The organism is Micromonospora sp. A200 (assembly GCF_029893845.1).
In the GTDB taxonomy this organism is placed as follows: Bacteria; Actinomycetota; Actinomycetes; order Mycobacteriales; family Micromonosporaceae; genus Micromonospora; species Micromonospora purpureochromogenes.
This window is the reverse complement of record NZ_JARXXY010000013.1, coordinates 138,958-156,824: the sequence shown is the minus strand read 5'-3', so window position 1 is coordinate 156,824 and position 17,867 is coordinate 138,958. Positions and strand designations below refer to the sequence as shown.

Genomic DNA, 17,867 nt, shown 5'->3' with positions numbered 1-17,867 from the left:
CCGGAGCGCTCACCAGGCCACGCCGATGCCGTCGCCCGGGTACCAGTGGTCGCGCGGGGTCTCCCGGTAGGCGAGGAAGCGCCGGCCGGTGCGTTCGGCGTGGGCGGCGAGCACGTCGGTGTGGGTGACGTTGTCGGTGAGCAGCATCGCGCCGGGGGCGAGCTTCGGCTCGACCGCCTCGAACTCGCGCTTCTCGTGGGCCCGGCTGTGGTCGCTGTCGTGCAGGAACAGGTCGACGGGCCGGTCCAGGGCGGCGATGGAGGCGATGGAGTCGCCGATGACCAGGTCGACCACGTCGGACCAGGGCGCGGTACGGGCGAGGTAGCCGGCCTCGGGGTTGATGTCCAGCGAGGTGAGCCGCCCGGGGTGCCCGTCGGCGGCGTTGCGCAGCAGGGCGGCGGCGAGCACGCAGCTGCCCAGCCCCTTGTCGACGCCGGTCTCGACGACGTGGCTGGGCCGGGTGGCGCGGACGATGGCGTACCAGCCGACGCGCCGGGCGTACCGGACCTGCTTGTCGGCCAGGCCGCGGCGGGCGGCGCCGGCGGTGGCCCGCTCGATGTGACCGCGCAGCGTGTCGTCGGACTCGATCTCCTCGACGTACGCGCGGACCTGCTTGACGGGCGTGTCGCAGACGACGCTGACGAACCAGGTCAGGTGCTGGCGGCTCAGCTTGGTCAGCTCGTAGGTGTAGTTGTGGTGCTCGCGGGAGGTGAACAGCCAGCGGGCGGAGGTGCGGATGACCCTGGCGTCGTGCCGGGCGACGCGGCGGAGCCGCTTCGGGAAGGCGGCGACCGGGGCGAGGCGGGTGCGGGCGATGGCCCGGCGAAGCGTCGTTGCGTCCACGCCGAGGTTGTACCAGGTGAAGGTGAAGAGTGGCGAAGAAAGTTTTGGATTCACCGACCGGGTGGCCGGGGCTGACCGTCCGGAGGAGGGTCCCCGGCGGCAAAGGTGAGTCAGTAGCATCGCGGCCATGTCAGATCGCCAGCAGTTCGCCGACTCCGAACCGCGCTTTTTCGCGTCCGAAGAGGATGTCGACGCTACGGGCCAGCCGTCCGAACTGGCTCCGCGTCGCCGTCGCGGCCGGCGTATCGCCCTGATCGTGCTGCTGGTGCTGGCGCTGCTGGCCGGCGGCGGTGTCCTCGCGGGTGGGTTGTACTACCGCTCGGTCAACTCCTCGATCGACCGGGTCGACGCGTTCACCGGGGTGCCCGAGGAGTCCCGGCCGCAGGTGGTCGCCAAGGGCGCGATGAACATCATGATCCTGGGCAGCGACTCGCGCGACCCGGAGAACACCGGCGGTTCCCGGAGCGACACCATCATCCTGGCCCACCTGCCGAAGGACCGGTCGAGCGCCCAGCTCATCTCGATCCCGCGGGACACCTGGACGCACGTCCCCCGCTCGGACCAGGGTAGGGGCGGCCGCGACGCCAAGATCAACGCAGCCTACGCGTGGGGCGGTGTGCCGCTCATGGTGCAGACGTTGGAGAAGTTCACCGGGGTCCGCGTCGACCACGTGGCGATGGTCGACTTCGCCGGTTTCAAGGAGATCGTCGACGCCCTGGGCGGGATCGAGATCGACGTGGAGCAGGGATTCACCTCGACCCACTCGCTCAACCCCGGCGGCAAGCGCGAGTTCGTCGCGGGTCGGCAGACCATGGACGGGGCCACCGCGCTGGACTACGCCCGGGAGCGTTACGCGTTCGCCAACGGCGACTTCACCCGGATCAAGCACCAGCAGCAGGTCATCAAGGCGATCCTCGACAAGGCGGCCTCGGGTGGGACGCTGAGCAGCCCCACCAAGCTGAACTCGTTCGTGAAGGCCACGGCCAATTCCGTCGCCGTGGACAAGTCAATGTCGCTCGTGGACTTGGCGATGGAGCTGCGCCACCTGCGCGGCGGCAACCTCGGGTTCTTCACCTGTCCGGTGAAGGGCACCGGCCGGGTGGGCAGCGAGAGCGTGGTGTTCCCGGACAACACGAGGACCAAGCAGATGTTCGACGCGGTCCGCCGGGACTCGGTCTCCGAGATCGTGGCCGCCGGAAAGTAGGAGACAGCTCCGCCTTGCCAGTCCTGGTGGCGGATGTGGCCCCGCTCGTATCCTGCGAGCGCCCGCGGCCCGTGTCACGCGTGCCGTGGGCTGTCACGGGGGAGGATCGACCATGTCAGGGCAATCGGCCACAAGAGATCCGGCTGCGACCAGGCCGGGCCACGACGACACGTCGTGGCGGATGACCGGACCACCGGCCGGGCAGGCCGGCGGCGAGGGGATGCTCCCGGTCGCCTCCACCGCCCGGGATGCCGCGGAGCCCGCGGTCACCGCCCCGCCGCGGGCCGGGCTGGACACCACGGCGGTGCTGCCGTACGCCAGTTCCCGGGCCTCCAAGCGCACCCGCTGGCTGCGGGCCTGGATGCTGACCGTCCCGGTCGACGTCGCCGCGTTGCTCACCCCGCTGCTGCTGAGCCAGAACTACTGGCGCGGGACGCTGGCCAACGGGGTGCTCACGGTGACCGTCTTCGCCTTCGGCGGGCTCTACCAGGCCCGCCGCCACCTGAGCATCCTGGACGAGCTGCCGAGCCTCTGCGGGCGCCTGCTCGCCTGCGGCGCGGCGGTGGCCATCATCGCAGCCGAACGCCACGACTCGGTGCCGTACGTCAGCGGATTCATGCACGACGTCGCGCTGTCGGCCGGGCTGGTCATCATCGGCCGGGCGCTCACCCGGAAGCTGACCATCGTCGCGCGTCGGCGGCGTTGGCTGGAGCACAACGCCATCATCGTCGGTGGTGGACCGATCGGGCTGGAACTCGCCCGGCTGCTGCGCCGCTACCCCCAGTACGGCCTGCGCTTCGTCGGCTGTGTCGACGCTCCATCGCGCCAGCAGGTCGGGGGCATTCCGCTGATCGGCACGCTCGACGAACTCGAGGCGCTCATTCCGTTGCTGGACTGCGACGTCCTGGTCATCGCCGACCCGGACTGTCCGGGCGCGTCCCTGATGGACTCGCTGCTCCCCCCGGCGAGCGCGGCCTGCAACCTCTGGGCGGTTCCCCGGCTGTGGGGGTCCGGCTCCCAGGGCGGCTACCCCGACCACGTCGGTGCGATCCCGATCGTCCAGATCGGTGACACGACCCTGTCCGGTCCGCGGTGGGCCATCAAGCGCGCCTCCGACGTGGTCCTCGCCACCGTGGCGCTGGTCGTGTTGAGTCCGCTGCTGCTGCTCTGCGCGATCGCGACGTTCCTCGAGGGCGGGCGGGGCATCTTCTTCCACCAGGAGCGGATCGGCCGGTACGGCAGGCCGTTCAAGGTGGCCAAGTTCCGGTCCATGCGACCGTCCGACGAGCACGAGTCGCAGACCAACTGGTCCATCGCGCACGACCGGCGGGTCGGGCCGGTCGGACGGTTCATGCGTCGGACGTCGCTGGACGAGCTGCCCCAGCTCTGGAACATCGTGCGCGGGGAGATGAGCGTGGTGGGGCCGCGGCCGGAGCGGCCGTACTTCGTGCAGAAGTTCTCCGCCGAGTACCCCAACTACGCGATGCGGCACCGGGCACCCGTCGGCCTCACCGGTCTCGCGCAGGTCAGCGGCCTTCGAGGAGACACGCCGATTTCCGACCGGACGAGGTTCGACAACTACTACATCGAGAACTGGTCGCTCTGGCTCGACATCAAGATCCTGCTGCGCACGGTGGCGGAGGTGTCCACGGTGGTGGTCGTCGTTGACGCCCACCGCCGTCCTCCCGGCCGCAGGCGGGGAGGACGTGAGTTGGCTCGCCGGCTCTGGCGGCACCGCTGGCCAACCCATATTCTGCGTTCGCCCGCCGGCTCGACGTCCGTCGCCAGGGCCGTCACGGGGAGGACGCACCATGTCGAGCCAGCCGGCGCTACGTCGTTCGACTGCGCCCATCGGCCGGTCGCGCCGCTCCAGCCCTGACCACCAGCAGGCCGAGAACTGACGGGTGAGGTTCCACCGTCCCGGCTCAAACCGCTGCTATCCCACACCGCATTTCGGACGACAGGGAGTTCACGTGGTACGCGAGGGTGTCACGCCCAGGATCCCGCGCGCCAGGGCGGCGCCCCGACGGAGGCGAGAGCCGATGAGCACGACCACCGGCCACCTGTCCGGGCAGCACCCTGCGCTCCCCGCGCTGTCCGGCTCGTCCGTCGCGCTCGTCCACGAGTGGTTCGGCGCGACCGGCGGCTCGGAGAAGGTCTTCCGGAACATCACCCGACTCGTCCCGCACGCGGAGCGGTTCGTGCTCTGGAAGGACCACGGCGTCGAGGACCCGAACCTGCGGGAGTCCTGGCTCGCCCGGACCCCGGCCCGGCGCAGCAAGGCGATGGCCCTCCCCCTCATGCCGATGACCTGGCGGACCCTCACCCGTCAGCGGTTCGACGTGGTCATCTCGTCCAGCCACGCTTTCGCGCACACCGTGAAGCTGGGGCCGCCCGAGACGACCCGGCACCTGAGCTACGTCCATGCCCCGGCCCGGTACATCTGGAGTCCCGCTTTCGACGGCCGGGGGTCGAGTCCGCTGCTCGCCCTGCCACGCCGCGCACTCCAGGCCGTCGACGTCCGGTTCAGTCGACACGTACACAGCTACGCGGCGAACTCGCGTGAGGTGCAGGCCCGGATCCGGCACTACTGGCGACGTGACGCGGTCGTGGTCAACCCCCCGGTGGACGTCCCCTTCTTCGCGGACGCTCCCCCGGCGGACCGCGCCCAGCCGAGGGACTATCTGCTCGGCGGCGGGCGGTGGATTCCGTACAAGCGGTTCGACCTGATCATCGCGATCGCGGAGGCCGCCGGACTCCCGGTGGTGATCGCCGGCTCCGGGCCCGAGGAGGTCAACCTCCGACGTCTCGCGGAGCGGGTGAGCGTCCCCGTCACCTTCGAGGTCATGCCGAGCAAGGAACGACTGCGCCAGCTCTACTGGGGTGCGAAGGCCCTGCTCTTCCCGGTCCACGAGGACTTCGGCATCATCCCGGTCGAGGCACAGGCCTGCGGTACGCCGGTCATCGGCATCGACCGCGGCGGGTTGCTGGAGACCGTGGTCGACGGCGAGACGGGCTTCCTCGTCGGGTCCACCGAGGCACGCGGCTTCGCCGCCCTGGCGGCCCGCGTCGGCGAACTGCGCACCGATCGCATCCAGGCGAATGCCGCGAGGTTCTCCGAAGCGGCCTTCGCCGCGACGTTCTCGGCGTGGGTGGCAGATGCGGTCGCGTAGGGCAGCGACGGTGACGTCCCGATGAGCACCCTCGGCATCGCCATCGTCAACTACCTGTCCGCGGACGACTGCGCCGGACTCGTCCGCTCGCTGGTGGCCCACCACGCCGGTGCGGAGCCCCGGATCGCCGTCGCGCTCGTCGACAACAGTGACCAACGGCGGGAACTCGAGTCGGTCGCCGAGTTCGCGCGCGGACACGGCCTGGTGGTCCGCGTGATCCACGGCCACGGCAACGTCGGCTACGCCGCGGGGAACAACCGCGGCGCGCGATGGCTGCTCGAGATGGGTGCCGACGTGATCTGGGTCCTCAACCCCGACACCCGGATCACCGGCGGCGTCCTCGCGTCGGCGCTGGACGTGCGCCGGGCGGGCGACTGCGCGATCGGTGCGACGACGAGCGTCGGCGCCGACGGTGGCACCCACCCCGACCTGGGCGCGCTCGACCTGCTGACCGGCCGTAGCGGCCAGCCATCGACGGGATCCGCGGCGTCGCGCACCCTGACGTACGTCGCCGGCCATTCGATCCTCCTCACCCGCGAGGCGTTCGAGAAGCTGGGCGGCTTCACCGAGGACTTCTTCCTCTTCTACGAGGAGGCGGACATCGCCGTCCGGTCCGCCCGCCTCGGCATCCCGGTCACGGTCGTCGACGGTCTCGCGGTCGAGCACTCCGGCGGCGGCGCGACCGGCGCGACCCGGGACATGAAGGCCAAGTCGCCCGTCACGTACTTCCACGCCAGCCGCAGTTGCATGATCTTTTTCCGGAGGCACTACGGCAGACGGCTTCCCCTGGCCGCCCTCGTCCGGCTCCTCTACGCGGCCAAGGCGCTAATGGTGGCCGGCCCGAAGGCGGCGACCGCGGTCCTCCGGGGCACGGTCGCGGGGTTGCTGGCATGACCCGGCAGCTGCGTGGTTCGGTCCGGCGGGCGACGGGCAGCGCCACCCTGATGTACGTCTCGGCCCTGGCGATGTCCGGCGTCGCCATCCTGCTCAGCGTCGCTCTTCCGCCAACCGAACGCGGCCTGCTGGTGGCGACGACGACCAGTGCCGCCACCGGCGTCGCGGTCGGCGGATTGTCGTTGGAGACGTTCCTGCTGGCCCAGGGCCGTCAGTGGCTGGACGAGTCGGCCGGGCGGCGCAGCCTGGCCATCTACACCGCCACCGTGCCCCTGACGGCGGCGCTGGCCTGGATCTTCGCGCGGTACTCGGAGGAGGCCACCCCCGCCATCGCCGCCGCAGGCGCGGCGTGCATCGCGGCGAGCAACATTCCCGCCGCGGCCGGGCTCACCCTGGGTCAGTTCCTCAGTGTCTACCGGTACCGCGCCGCGTTCGCCGCCACCGCGCCGGCGCTGTACGTCCTGCTGATCCTCGCCTCCGTCGAGGACGCGCAACTGTGGTTGCTGGCCTGGCTGGGGTGCCAGGCGCTGATGGCGGTGGCGCTGTGGACGAAGCACGGACTGTCGCTGACCCGCATGGCGCGACGGGCATCGCCTCCCGAGGAACGCGTCGCCCGGCTGGGCCTCACCCACGCGGGCGCCGTGGCCCAGGTCTTCACGTACCGCTTCGACCAGCTTGCCCTGGCCCGCTATCAGGGACCGGACGTGCTCGCCGTGTACTCGCTGGCGGTGGCGGCGATCGAGTTCACCCAGGCCGGCGCGGTCGTGGCAGCCCAGCGGACCCTCGGCGACCATGCGGACGGCTCGGCCCAGCGGCTGAACGAGGTGCTACGTCGGGCCTTGTACCTCGCAGTCGGCATGGGGGTGCTGGTCCTGATCGGGCTGGCGGGAATCGGCGTGATCACGAGCGGATACGAGGCGGCACTGCTGCTCGGCCTCGTCCTGGTGGCGCGCAGCATCGCGGTGACCGTCGGCAAGATCCTCAGCGCCCGGCTGGTCAACCTCGGCGGCGAACGCGCGACCGCGGCGATCGCCGCCGGTACCGCCGTGGTCGCGATCGTCGGCTACTCGCTCACCGCCGCCGAGTTCGGCGCCGTGGGCGTCGCCCTCCTCTCCGTCGTGCTGTTCGCGCTGCACAGCACGGTCACCGCCGTTGCCCTGAGGAAGTGGTCCGGACCGCGGTTCGCGTCGGCTTCCGCGACCAGTCCCGTGAACAGTGAGGTTGGCACCGTTGCCTGACAGAGTCGTTGCAGTGATCCTCAACTGGAACTGCGCGGACGACACCGTCCGCTGCCTCCGGGCGGTCGCCGGCGGCAGCACCGTGCCGGATGTCGTCATCGTCGACAACGGTTCGACCGACGACTCCGTCGAGAAGCTCGAGCGCCTGGACGGGTCCGTCACCCTGCTGCGGCTCGACCGAAATCTGGGCTACGCGGGCGGGATGAACGCGGGCATCCGGGAGGCCCAGGCCCGCGGCGCCGACTGGGTGTGGCTGCTGAACGCGGACTCGGTGCCCCGGCCGCACGCCCTGTCGACCCTGCTGCGGCACGCGGACCGCTTCGAGGTGTCGACGTCGTTGCAGACCACCTCCGCGGACCCCGGCGACCCGGACGTCGAACCGTACGTCGTGGCCGCCATGCTGCCGAAGGGCAAGGTCCGTCCGGTCCGCTGCGGAGGCTGCGCGGAAGGGGCCCACGAGGTGGACATGGTCACCGGCGCCGCGCTCCTGCTGCGTCTGGCCCGGGTCATCGAGGTCGGCCTGTTCGACGAGCGGTTCTTCCACTACAAGGAGGAATTCGATCTGGTCCGCCGGATCGGCGACGCGGATGGCCGGATCGGATTCGTCTGCGGTTCCGAGGTGTGGCACAAGCGGGGCGGCAGCCTCAGCGGATCGAGCCCCCGGGCCCGGTACTACTACCACCGCAATGAGATCCTCTACGTGCGGAAGCACTACCCGCGTCCGCTGCGGCGGCTGCTGATCGGCGAGCCGATCCACTATCGGAACGTGGCGAGGTCGCTGTTCCGCCTCGCCGCCGGCAGCCGGGAGCGCAGGCGTGCCTCACTCGCTGTCCTGGCCGGGTACTGGGACGGTCTGCGGGGCGTTCACGGCCCCACCGAAAGGTTCTAGCGTGCACATCCTGTTCGTGAGCCACTCCTCGGACCTGATGGGCGCGGAGCGTTCCCTGATCACCCTGGTGCGGGAGGCTGTCGAGGTCCGTGGCCACCGCGTCACCGTCTCGATGCCGGCGGAGGGGCCGCTGCGGGCCGAACTCGTACGGGTGGGCGCGGAGGTGGTGGTCGTGCCGACCAGGCTGTGGATGGGACGGCGCCACAGGGCCCTGGTCGGCCTGGTGCGCTCCGGCCAGGCGGCGGGCTCGGTTCCCCGGTACCTGCGCTACCTGCGGCGGGCGAGACCCGACCTCGTCGTCACCAACTCGGCCGTCGTCCCGGCCGGCGCGATCGCCGCCCGGTTGGCCGGCATCCGGCACGTCTGGACGATCAGGGAGAGCCTGCTCACCAACCCGAGCCTGCGGTCGGCCGTACCCCGGAAGACGATCGCGCGGACCATCGCCGGCCTGGCGGACGGCGTTGTCGCGATCTCGCAGTACGTCGCTGGTCAACTGCTCACCGCGGCCCCCGCCGTCCGCGAGAAGCTGCGGGTGATCCCGCCGTCAGTCGCGCCCCGGACCGGGGATCCGACGGCGGACGGGCGCCGTGGCGCACCCACGCTGGAGAGACTCGTCCTGCTCGGGCGCTACACGCCGGAGAAGGGGCAGGCGGACGCCATCGAGGCGCTGGGGCGATGCGCCAGAGCGGGGCGCCCACTGGCACTGAAGCTGGCCGGGGTCGGCGACCTGACCGCGCAGCGAGCACTTCAGGCGCTCGCCGAGGAGCACGGGGTCGGTCACCTCGTCGAGATGTCCGAGTGGACGGACGACCCCCACGCGCTCTACGCGGAAGCGGACGCGACCCTGATGTTGTCCCGCAACGAAGCCTACGGTCGGGTGACCGTGGAGTCGCTCATGGCGGGGACGCCGGTGATCGGATTCCGCGCGGGGGCCACCACGGAGATCCTCGCCGACGGCGGCGGAGTGCTGGTGGAACCGGATGTCGAGGCGTTGACGCGGGCCCTGCTGATGCTGGCGGAGGACGACGAGAGCGTCGACCGGCTCACCTCGGCGGCGAGGCGACGGGCGCGCGAACTGAACTCCGCCCCCTCCTCGGCCCGGCGGTTCGTCGCCTACCTCGAAGAACTGCACCCGTGACCAGGTCGGTGCGGATGTTCGGCCTGCCCGCCGTGCTGGCTGTCACGGTCGGCGTGCTGGCGGGCTGGCAGCCCGTCCTGCTGGGCATCCTGGGGATGGCCGCGCTGCTCGTCTGGGGAGTCTGGACGCCGTCCCGGCTGAACCACACGCTGTTCGCGGTTCTGCTCCTCGTGCCGGTGACCGCAGATCCGGGCTATCCCACCAAACCCGTCTGGGTCGTCCTGCTGGCGGCGACGGCCATCGCCCTGTTCGGGCGCCTCCAGCGCTTCCACCCGGACGCACCGCTGGCATCCGTCGGGATGTCCGCGTTCGCGGTGCCGGTTGCGGGTTTCCTCGCCGCCCTGGCGCACTGGCGGGGACCGAAGGATCTGGTCTTCGCGCTCGCGCCGTTCGTCTGCTACGCCGTCATCGCCTGGCACGTGGTGGAGGAGGCGCGCCGGGATCCGCAGGCGATGAAGGGGCTGGCCCGCGCGTTCGCCTGGGTCGGAGTGCCGGTGGCGCTGCTCGCGATCCACCAGCGCCTCACCGAGACGTGGCCGATCCTCGACGAGTTGGCGATCAGCAACGCGTTCACCTCGTCCGCGGGCGGCGGCAGATCGGTGGGCACGATCGGGCACCCGATCGTCTACGGCACCTACTGCATGATGTCGATGTGCGTCGCGATCGCCCTGCGCGGGCGCCTCTGGCAGCTGCCGCTCGCCGCCGGCGCGGTGGGACTGCTGTTGTCCGGCTCACGTAGCGCGTGGTTCGGCATCGCCGGCGCCGCCGTCGTCTGGTACCTCGCCCAGGAGCGGAAGGTGACCCTACGCGGTGTCGGCCTCGTCGCGGCTGCCGTCGCCGCCGGCTCGGCACTCGTCGTGGTCGGTCCCGGCCCGGTGCAGGGCGCGATCGAGATGGTGCGTTCCCGGCTCTCCAACATGACGGGGTCGAGTTCGGCCACCGCGCGGTACAGCCGCTACGACGCGGCGTGGTCCGGCCTGCGGGAGAGCTACGACACCGTGCTGTTCGGTCTGGGGCCGGAGGCGCACGTCCGGTTCTTCCAGCAGGTGGGGATCGGTGACTACCTGGCGCAGACCTTCGACAACAGCTACCTCACCCTCTGGTACGACCTGGGGCTGCTCACCCTGCTGCCCTTCGTCGCCCTACTGGTGAGCCTGCTGGTCAGGTCGAGGTCGTTGGTCGCCCGGATGCTGGTCGTGGGGATCGCGGTGCAGATCTTCTTCTTCGACTTCTATCTGTGGCCCTGCGCTGTCGCCGTGCTGATTCTGGCGGCCGGGCTGGCGTTCTCCCGGGACTCCGCCGAGGAGGACCCTGTCCAGGACACGCCCGTGGCCGCCGACGTCCTGCTTGCCGGGTCGCGATGAGCAGCACGGCCGCGTTTTCGTACGAGTCGAATTCGGCCGCCGGTGGGCGGCTGGCCGAAACGAGTGAGGATCAACAGTGAGGCTTTCGGACGGATTGCGGCCAGCCGGCGCGTCCACCCCGCCGGCGGACATCTCGCCACCCGGCATTCGTGGCGTCGTCGGCAGATCACGTTCGGCGCTCGGACAGTGGACCCGACTGACGCCTCGACACCACCTGCACGCGGTACGCAGGTACCGGTGGGCGGTCCTCGTGCTCACCCTGCTCGGCGGGCTGAGCGGCGGCCTGGCATCCCTGGTGCAGACCCCGGTCTACAAGGCCGACGTGCAGCTGTTCTTCTCGCCGAACTTCCCGACGAGGGACATCCGTCAACTCGACACCGGCGGGAACTACATCCTGCAACGCGTCCGGTCGTACGCCGAGATCGCCAACAGCCCTGAGGTCGCCGCGGCGGTGATCGGGCGGTTGGGTCTGCCCTACTCGCCCGAGGAGCTGATGTCGCAGGTCAACGTCACGGGCAAGGCCAGCACGGCGGTCCTGACCGTCGAGGTCGGCGACGAGGATCCGGAACGCGCCCGGGACATCGCCAACGCGATCGCGGACGAGTTTCCCGACTTCATCGGCAGGCTGGAGAAGCCGACCGGGATCGACGCCCCTCCGGTCAAGGTGTCCGTCGTCCGCCCGGCGATCACGCCGCCGTCTCCGGACTCACCCCGGCCGCTGACCAACCTCGGCCTCGGTCTCGCCGGTGGTCTGCTGGTGGGGACGGCAACGGCGCTGACGGCGTACGCGCGGGAGCGTGCCGTCCGGGACGAGAGCCACGCAGCCGAGGTGGCGGAGCTGCCCCTGGTGGGGGTGGTCGAGGCCGAGCCGGCGGCGGCCGGCCTGATGGCCCACGACGAAGGTTCCGACCGTGCCGAGGTCTTCCGGCAGCTGCGGACGAACCTCCGGCTCCAGGCGGTCGGAGACCGCCTGACCAGCCTCACGGTCATCAGTGGTGCCGCCGGTGACGGAGGGGCCACCACCGCCGGGAACCTGGCGATCGCGTTCGCCCGGGCCGGCGAGACGGTGGTGCTGGTGGACGGGAACCTCCGGAACCCCGAGGTCCATGAGCTGTTCGTCACCGCCAACGACGTCGGGCTGGCGAACGTTCTCCGGGGCGAGGCGTCGGTCAACGACGTGGCGGTCCACTGGCACCCGGATCTTCCGCTCTTCGTCCTTCCCACCGGTCGGGTCGAACCGGGGCCGGCCGAGATGCTGTTCCAGCCGGACCGGCTGGCCGCCGTGCTGGAGTCGTGTCGGCTGGACGATGTCCTGGTCATCGTCAGTGCTCCGCCGCTGTTGTCGGACGCCGAAGCGAAGGTCCTGGTGACCGCCACGGACGCGACCGCGGTGGTGGCTCGGGTCGGCTCCACGCACGTCGACCAGCTCGCGACCGCGGTGGGCGTGCTCCGGAAGATGCGCGCGAACCTGCTCGGCCTGATCGCGGTACGGTCCAGGTAGGACACGCGGACCGAGGTCACCGGGGGCGGTCCCGGACCGCGGCCTCTGTCCGGCCCCGGGGGTCACTCTCCGCAGCAAGATCCGTTAGACTGGCTCGTACCTGGTCCAGCGAGGACAGTGGACGGCGGAGACCGGGCTCCGAGATCCCGCGACCTCGACGTAGGTTGACAACGATGAGCGATGACGTCGCAATGCTGTTGCGGCGGGCGGGCTTCGGTCCGACGGCGTCCGAGCTGACGGCAGCGCGGAAGGCAGGTTACGCGGCAACCGTGTCGAGGCTGACGGCGCCCGCCGGGCCGGACCGGGGTGCCGCCGCTTCACCCATGCCGGACCTCGGCCGCGATCCCTTCGACGATCTCCCGAACCCGACCACGGAGCAGCGGGCCGCGGCGGAAGCGACCCGACGGGAGCACACCGACGCGATCGTGCGGTGGTGGCTGGACCGACTGACGGTCGCGGACCACCAGGCCAACGAGAAGCTGACGTTCTTCTGGCACGGACACTGGGCCACCTCGATCCGGAAGGTCGGCAGCCCCCAGTTCATGCTGGCGCAGCAGCGGAAGATCCGCAGCTCGCCGACCATCGGGGTGATGGCACGCAAGTTGGTGTCCGATCCCGCGCTGGTGTACTGGCTCGACGGGCAGCTCAACACGAAGGACGCACCGAACGAGAACCTCGCCCGCGAGCTGATGGAACTGTTCCTGTTGGGTATCGGGAACTACACCGAGCAGGACGTGAAGGAGGCAGGGCGCGCGCTGACCGGATGGCGGACCGACCTCGGTGTGCCGGAGACGGCCATCTTCTTCCCGGACAGCCACGACGCCGGGCCCAAGACGATCCTCGGCGCCACGGCCAAGTTCGACGCCCACACGCTGGTCGACTTCCTCGCGAAGCAGCCGGCCTGCGCCCGTTTCATCGCCTCCCGCCTGTGGTTCCGGTACGGCTCCTCCTCCGAGCCGATCGTCAGCTCCACCGAGCAGCGGATGCGGGCGGCCTTCCCGGTCGGCATGCGCATGCTGCGGGCCCTCTTCGAGGACGAGGAGTTTCGGTCGGGTCGCTACCGGCTCGTGAAGCAGCCGGTGGAATGGCTCGTCGGCGCGATGCGGCAGTTGGAGATCAGGCCTGCCCGGTTCCCCGACGAGACGCTGCACCGGGTCGTGGCGGGACTGACCGGCCTGGGCCAGGTTCCCTTCGCCCCACAGAGTGTGGGCGGCTGGCCGAGCGGAACCGCGTGGCTGAACTCGGCGGCGGCGCAGGTGCGCCTCGGTCTGGCCGACCTGCTCGCCGGGCTGGCCGGCATCGACCGGATGACCGCCGAACAGTTGGCGAACATCCTCGCGATCGACACGTGGACCAACCGGACCTACCTGGCCCTGAAACAGGCGAAGAACCCGCGACAGCTCCTGACCCTCGGTCTGGTGAGCCCGGAGTACCTGGTGATCTGACATGGATTCGTTGACCCGACGCAGGTTCCTCCTCGCCTCGGCCGCCGCCGGCGGTGCCGCCGCACTGGCGGCCGGCGGGATGGGGCTGGCCGAACTGCTCGCCACGGCGACCCGCGACCAAGAATCGGACCCGGACGATGGCATCGACAAGCTGGTCCTCGTCACCCTGTACGGCGGCAACGACGGCCTGAACACCGTCATCCCGTACGCGGATCCGGCGTACCACTCCGCCCGCCCCGAGCTGGCGTACGCCCCTGGGCAGGTACTGCATCTCGACGACGCGCTCGGGCTGAATCCGGTGCTGACCGGGCTGAAACGACTCTGGGACGACAAGCAGCTGGCCGTGGTGCTCGGGGTCGGCTATCCCCGGCCCGATCGGAGCCATTTCCGGTCCATGGACATCTGGCAGACGGCGTCACCGGAGGTGCCCGTCGCCACCGGCTGGGTGGGCCGCTGGCTCGACGGCACCAACGCTCCCGCCGAGGCGGCGGTCAGCTTCGAGCCGGTACTCCCGCCGCTTCTCGTCGGTGGGACGCGCGTGGGCGCGTGCGTGGCGGTCGGCGGGCTCGAACTACCCGGCGGGATCGACGCCGAGCTGCTGGCCGCCCTCGGGCAACCCCAGGCGGGCGAGTCGGACCTGCAGGCGCGCGCGGCCGAGGCGTACCAGGACTTCCTGCAGGTGAACAAGCTCGTGCACCAGGCGCAGAAGGCCAACATCCCGTCGGGGACGGGCGACCAGCCGCCCCTGCCCTCGACCGCGACCGGCGGTGGCAGTTCCCTCGCGGCACAGCTCGCTCTGGTCACCCGGTGTGTCGAGGCGGGTGTACCAACCCGGGTCTACTCGGTGAGCCTGGGTGGATTCGACACGCACGCCAACGAGCGGGTCGGGCAGGAGTGGTTGCTCAAGCAGCTCGACGAGGCGTTGTCCGCGTTCCTGCACCGGCTGGCGAAGACCAGGGCCGGCCGGCGGGTGACCGTGGCCGTGTACAGCGAGTTCGGCCGTAGGGTCCGGGCGAACGCGTCGGACGGCACCGACCACGGCACGGCCGGCCCGCTCTTCGTGCTGGGCCCCGGGGTCGCGGGTGGACTGCACGGCGAGCAACCGAGCCTGGTCGATCTGGACAACGGCGACCTCAAGGCCAAGGTGGACTTCCGCGACGTCTTCGGCACACTTCTGGACTCCGTGCTCCAGGCCGACCCGGACCGGTACCTCAACGGCTACCAGGCCCGGTTGCTCCCGCTCGTCCGCAACAGCCGGTAGCGGCGACGGACGACCGGCCACGCCGGGGCAGGCGTCAGTCGCCTGCCCCAATCTTCTGGCGGTCGACCGCGTTCTGCCGGTACGTCTGCGCCACCAGGTTGGCGGGCGACTTGGCCGCGACGGCTTCGAGCCGGGTGATGGCGTCGGAGTACCGGCCGGCGAAGTAGTCGTCGAGCCCACTTCGATACAGCTTGTCGGTGTCGCCGAGCTCGTCGGTGACACCGGCCTCGGTCAGCATCGCGTCGAGAGTGGACGCCGGCACGACGATGCGGTTCGCCTTGGTGGGCAGCTCCTCGTCGTTGTCGAGGATGCCGACGACCCGGCCGTTGGTGTCGACGGCGAGCCCGCCGCGGGAGTAGAGGCCCACGTCGTCGTTGACCCGGGACACGGGCATCGTTCCCGACGTGCCGGAGCCGGTCACGGTCACCCGCTTCGACTGGACGGTGAAGGTGGCGGTGAGGGGGTCCTTGTCCGTGGTGCCATACCCGATGGAGAGCAGTGTCGTTCCCTCCTTGAGGTCGGCAGCCGGATTCAGCTCGGCGACGGGGAGATTGTCCTGGGCGAGCTTGACCAGGGCGACGTTGCCCGCCTGGGGCTCCCACGTCCTGACGATCTCGCCCGGAATCGCCGGAGCGTCGGTGACATTGCCCTTGGCCACGTTGACCTGCCCGAACAGCCGGACCTCCGGTTCCTTCGCGGCGTCGACGCCGGTGAGAACCGTGGTCTTGAGCTGCTGCGCGACGTAGTCGTCGAGCTTGCCGGGTTCGAGCTTCTTCTCCTGGATCAGCACCCGGCCCAGCGCGTAGAGCGCGTTCTGCCGCGGGGTGTCGCCCGTGGGACGCACGCAGAAGCCGTTGGTGAGCACGTGGCCGGCCGGACTCACCACGAACCCGCTGCACCGGCGGTTGAAGGTGATCGGCGCCGCCCGCAGGGGCGCTCCGGTCCGCTTGTCCCGGAGGTAACCGGTGAACACGACCTCCACGTAGACCAGCGACGGCGAGGCCACCGCCACGGCCCGTTCCTCGAGGGTGTACGGCGGCGGGGAGCCCTCGCCGTCGTCCGATCCGGCCCAGACCGCCACGCCACCGGCGGCGGCGAGGACCACCAGCACCAGCGCCACGATCCCGAGCCAGAGCCCGGTACGGCGTCGGCGCGGCTCGGAGGGCTGGATCCGGCGCGCGGTGGAGGCGAGCGGGTCGTACGGCGGCACGCTGGTCGGGTGCGGGTACGCCGGCGACACCGGCGGCCCGGACACCTGGTGCGGCGGCGTGGAGACCGGGTACGGGGGCGTCGAGAACGGCTGCGGCGGGGCCGACACGGGAGGCGTGGCGACCGGCTGCGGCGGGGCGGACACCGGCGGCGGGGTGCCCTGGTGCGGCGGCGCTGACACCGGCGGCGTCGACACGGGCGGCGTCGACACGGGCGGCGTCGACACGGGCTGCGTCGACACGGGCTGCGGCGGGGCGGAGACCTGCGTCGGGTCGCCCTGCACCGCCCACGGGGCCGGCTGCGACTGGGGCACCTGGAGCATCGCCACGGTGCTGTCCTCGCCCGCCTCCTCCCTGTGGATCTCGTGGCCCAGGGCGAGGAAGAGCCGGTCGGCACCCGGCCCGCCGTCGGCGGCGTACGCCACCCAGGGCGCGGCCGCGGTGAAGTCGGCGGCCAGGTACGGCCCGCCGCCACCGCCCGGCGCGGCCAGCGCGTCGGCCATGGCGGAGAACGCCCGCCGCCAGGCCGGGTCCTCGGCCACCACGGGTTCGAGCACCGCGACGGTCACCAGCCGGTCCTGCCCGTCGACGGCCCACCAGGCTCTGCCGACCTGGCAGACGCCCATCACCTCGGTGAACCTGTACGGACCGTCCGGCTGCATGCCCCACTCCTCTGCTCACCCGCCGTGCGGATAGTACAGAAACGCCGCGAGCGCGGCGGCCGCCGGCAGTTCCGGCCGCACCCCGCCCCACCAGGGCCTCCTCCCGTGTGGACTCCCGACGGTCGGGCGGGTGTGACCGAACGGACGACGGTTGCATCTGAAAGTTTTCATGCATACAGTCACGCCATGAATGACGGAGCCGTCGCCGCACCCCCCGACCGGGTGCTCGACCTGTTCCACGGCGTCCGGCTCACGCCCACCCAGCGCCGCATCGCGCACTGCCTGGTGCAGCACGCCGCCGCCGCGTCGTACCTGTCGGCGGCCGAGGTGGCCGAGCTGGCCGGGGTGAGCCAGCCGTCGGTGACCCGGTTCGCCGTCGCGCTCGGCCACGACGGCTACCCGGCGCTGCGGCGGCGGCTGCGCGAGCTGACCTCCGGCGGCGCCACCGGCGGCGACGGCGACGGCAACGAACTCCAGCGGGCGGTCCGCGCTGAGATGGCGAACCTGGAGCGGCTCGCCGACGAGCTCGCCGACCGGGACCGGATCGCCGCCGCCGGGCACCTGCTGGCGGCCAGCCGCCCGCTGCCGGTGCTCGGGCTGCGCGCGGCGGCGCCGCTGGCCGCGTACTTCGCCTACTTCGCCGCGAAGGTGCACCCGGACGTCCGGGTGCTCGACGACGGCGGCAGCCTGCTCACCGACCGGCTGGAGCAGGCGGCGGCGTCCGGGGCGAGCGCCCTGCTCGCCTTCGTCCTGCCCCGCTACCCCCGGGAGACCTTCGAGGCGCTGCGGGAGGCCCGCGACGCCGGGCTGACCGTGGTCGCGATCACCGACTCGCCGGTCAGCCCGGCGACCGAGTACGCCGAACTGGTGCTGCCCGCCACGGTCGGCACCGACCTCGTCTTCGACCTGCACACCGCCCCGATGACCCTGGCCATGGTGGTCCTCCAGGCGATCTGCGACGCCTCCCCGGCGGACACGCAGGCCCGCCTGGAGGCGTTCGAGTCGTCCGCCGCCCGTCGCCAGTTGTTCCTCGGCTGAGAGGAGTTT

General features: G+C 71.2%; 14 protein-coding genes. 12 read left to right on the top strand and 2 right to left on the bottom strand.

Going from position 1 to position 17,867, the window contains the following annotated elements; translation table 11 throughout:
- Positions 1–9: 9 nt before the first annotated feature.
- Positions 10–843, bottom strand: a complete 834-nt coding sequence (locus M2302_RS15065; RefSeq protein ID WP_280838530.1) for a class I SAM-dependent methyltransferase — start codon at positions 841–843, stop codon at positions 10–12.
- Positions 844–970: 127 nt separating this feature from the next.
- Between M2302_RS15065 and M2302_RS15060 the strand changes: the two genes are divergently transcribed.
- The 11 genes from M2302_RS15060 to M2302_RS15010 all read left to right on the top strand — a co-directional run bounded on the left by M2302_RS15060 (position 971) and on the right by M2302_RS15010 (position 14,950).
- Positions 971–2,047 carry an LCP family protein gene (locus tag M2302_RS15060; protein WP_280838529.1) on the top strand — a complete coding sequence of 359 codons (1,077 nt, stop codon included), beginning with the start codon at positions 971–973 and terminating at the stop codon, positions 2,045–2,047.
- Positions 2,048–2,228: 181 nt separating this feature from the next.
- Positions 2,229–3,926, top strand: coding sequence for a sugar transferase (locus M2302_RS15055; RefSeq protein ID WP_280838528.1), 1,698 nt, complete (start codon positions 2,229–2,231; stop codon positions 3,924–3,926).
- A 163-nt stretch (positions 3,927–4,089) separates the two neighbouring features.
- Positions 4,090–5,220 carry a glycosyltransferase gene (locus M2302_RS15050; protein ID WP_280838527.1) on the top strand — a complete coding sequence of 377 codons (1,131 nt, stop codon included), beginning with the start codon at positions 4,090–4,092 and terminating at the stop codon, positions 5,218–5,220.
- A gap of 21 nt (positions 5,221–5,241) precedes the next feature.
- Positions 5,242–6,114, top strand: a complete 873-nt coding sequence (locus M2302_RS15045) for a glycosyltransferase family 2 protein (RefSeq protein ID WP_280838526.1) — start codon at positions 5,242–5,244, stop codon at positions 6,112–6,114.
- Entirely contained in the window at positions 6,111–7,352 is a 1,242-nt protein-coding gene (locus M2302_RS15040; protein WP_280838525.1) for a hypothetical protein, read from the top strand. The genes M2302_RS15045 and M2302_RS15040 overlap by 4 nt, the downstream gene beginning before the upstream one ends.
- A gap of 13 nt (positions 7,353–7,365) precedes the next feature.
- On the top strand, positions 7,366–8,241 hold the full coding sequence (locus M2302_RS15035) for a glycosyltransferase family 2 protein (protein WP_280838524.1): 876 nt from the start codon (positions 7,366–7,368) through the stop codon (positions 8,239–8,241).
- A 1-nt stretch (position 8,242) separates the two neighbouring features.
- Positions 8,243–9,379: a glycosyltransferase family 4 protein gene (locus tag M2302_RS15030; protein WP_280838523.1), complete on the top strand. Its 1,137-nt coding sequence runs from the start codon at positions 8,243–8,245 to the stop codon at positions 9,377–9,379.
- Positions 9,376–10,743 carry an O-antigen ligase family protein gene (locus M2302_RS15025; protein WP_280838522.1) on the top strand — a complete coding sequence of 456 codons (1,368 nt, stop codon included), beginning with the start codon at positions 9,376–9,378 and terminating at the stop codon, positions 10,741–10,743. The genes M2302_RS15030 and M2302_RS15025 overlap by 4 nt, the downstream gene beginning before the upstream one ends.
- A 76-nt stretch (positions 10,744–10,819) precedes the next feature.
- Positions 10,820–12,244, top strand: a complete 1,425-nt coding sequence (locus M2302_RS15020; RefSeq protein WP_280838521.1) for a Wzz/FepE/Etk N-terminal domain-containing protein — start codon at positions 10,820–10,822, stop codon at positions 12,242–12,244.
- 173 nt (positions 12,245–12,417) lie between these two features.
- Positions 12,418–13,689, top strand: a complete 1,272-nt coding sequence (locus tag M2302_RS15015) for a DUF1800 family protein (protein WP_280838520.1) — start codon at positions 12,418–12,420, stop codon at positions 13,687–13,689.
- A gap of 1 nt (position 13,690) precedes the next feature.
- The gene (locus tag M2302_RS15010; RefSeq protein WP_280838519.1) at positions 13,691–14,950 is read left to right on the top strand and encodes a DUF1501 domain-containing protein; all 1,260 of its coding nucleotides are present in this window, start codon (positions 13,691–13,693) and stop codon (positions 14,948–14,950) included.
- A gap of 34 nt (positions 14,951–14,984) precedes the next feature.
- Here M2302_RS15010 and M2302_RS15005 read toward each other — a convergent pair whose 3' ends face one another.
- Positions 14,985–16,820, bottom strand: a complete 1,836-nt coding sequence (locus M2302_RS15005; RefSeq protein ID WP_280838518.1) for a trypsin-like peptidase domain-containing protein — start codon at positions 16,818–16,820, stop codon at positions 14,985–14,987.
- A gap of 186 nt (positions 16,821–17,006) precedes the next feature.
- Between M2302_RS15005 and M2302_RS15000 the strand changes: the two genes are divergently transcribed.
- Positions 17,007–17,858, top strand: coding sequence for a MurR/RpiR family transcriptional regulator (locus M2302_RS15000; RefSeq protein WP_280838517.1), 852 nt, complete (start codon positions 17,007–17,009; stop codon positions 17,856–17,858).
- Positions 17,859–17,867: the final 9 nt, after the last annotated feature.

Bases quoted from the DNA above. Each gene is read 5' to 3' on its own strand.
- M2302_RS15045 (WP_280838526.1), top strand. From the start codon at position 5,242: ATGAGCACCCTCGGCATCGCCATCGTCAACTACCTGTCCGCGGACGAC.
- M2302_RS15050 (WP_280838527.1), top strand. From the start codon at position 4,090: ATGAGCACGACCACCGGCCACCTGTCCGGGCAGCACCCTGCGCTCCCC.
- M2302_RS15010 (WP_280838519.1), top strand. From the start codon at position 13,691: ATGGATTCGTTGACCCGACGCAGGTTCCTCCTCGCCTCGGCCGCCGCC.
- M2302_RS15060 (WP_280838529.1), top strand. From the start codon at position 971: ATGTCAGATCGCCAGCAGTTCGCCGACTCCGAACCGCGCTTTTTCGCG.
- M2302_RS15015 (WP_280838520.1), top strand. From the start codon at position 12,418: ATGAGCGATGACGTCGCAATGCTGTTGCGGCGGGCGGGCTTCGGTCCG.
- M2302_RS15040 (WP_280838525.1), top strand. From the start codon at position 6,111: ATGACCCGGCAGCTGCGTGGTTCGGTCCGGCGGGCGACGGGCAGCGCC.
- M2302_RS15000 (WP_280838517.1), top strand. From the start codon at position 17,007: ATGAATGACGGAGCCGTCGCCGCACCCCCCGACCGGGTGCTCGACCTG.
- M2302_RS15005 (WP_280838518.1), bottom strand. From the start codon at position 16,820: ATGCAGCCGGACGGTCCGTACAGGTTCACCGAGGTGATGGGCGTCTGC.
- M2302_RS15055 (WP_280838528.1), top strand. From the start codon at position 2,229: ATGACCGGACCACCGGCCGGGCAGGCCGGCGGCGAGGGGATGCTCCCG.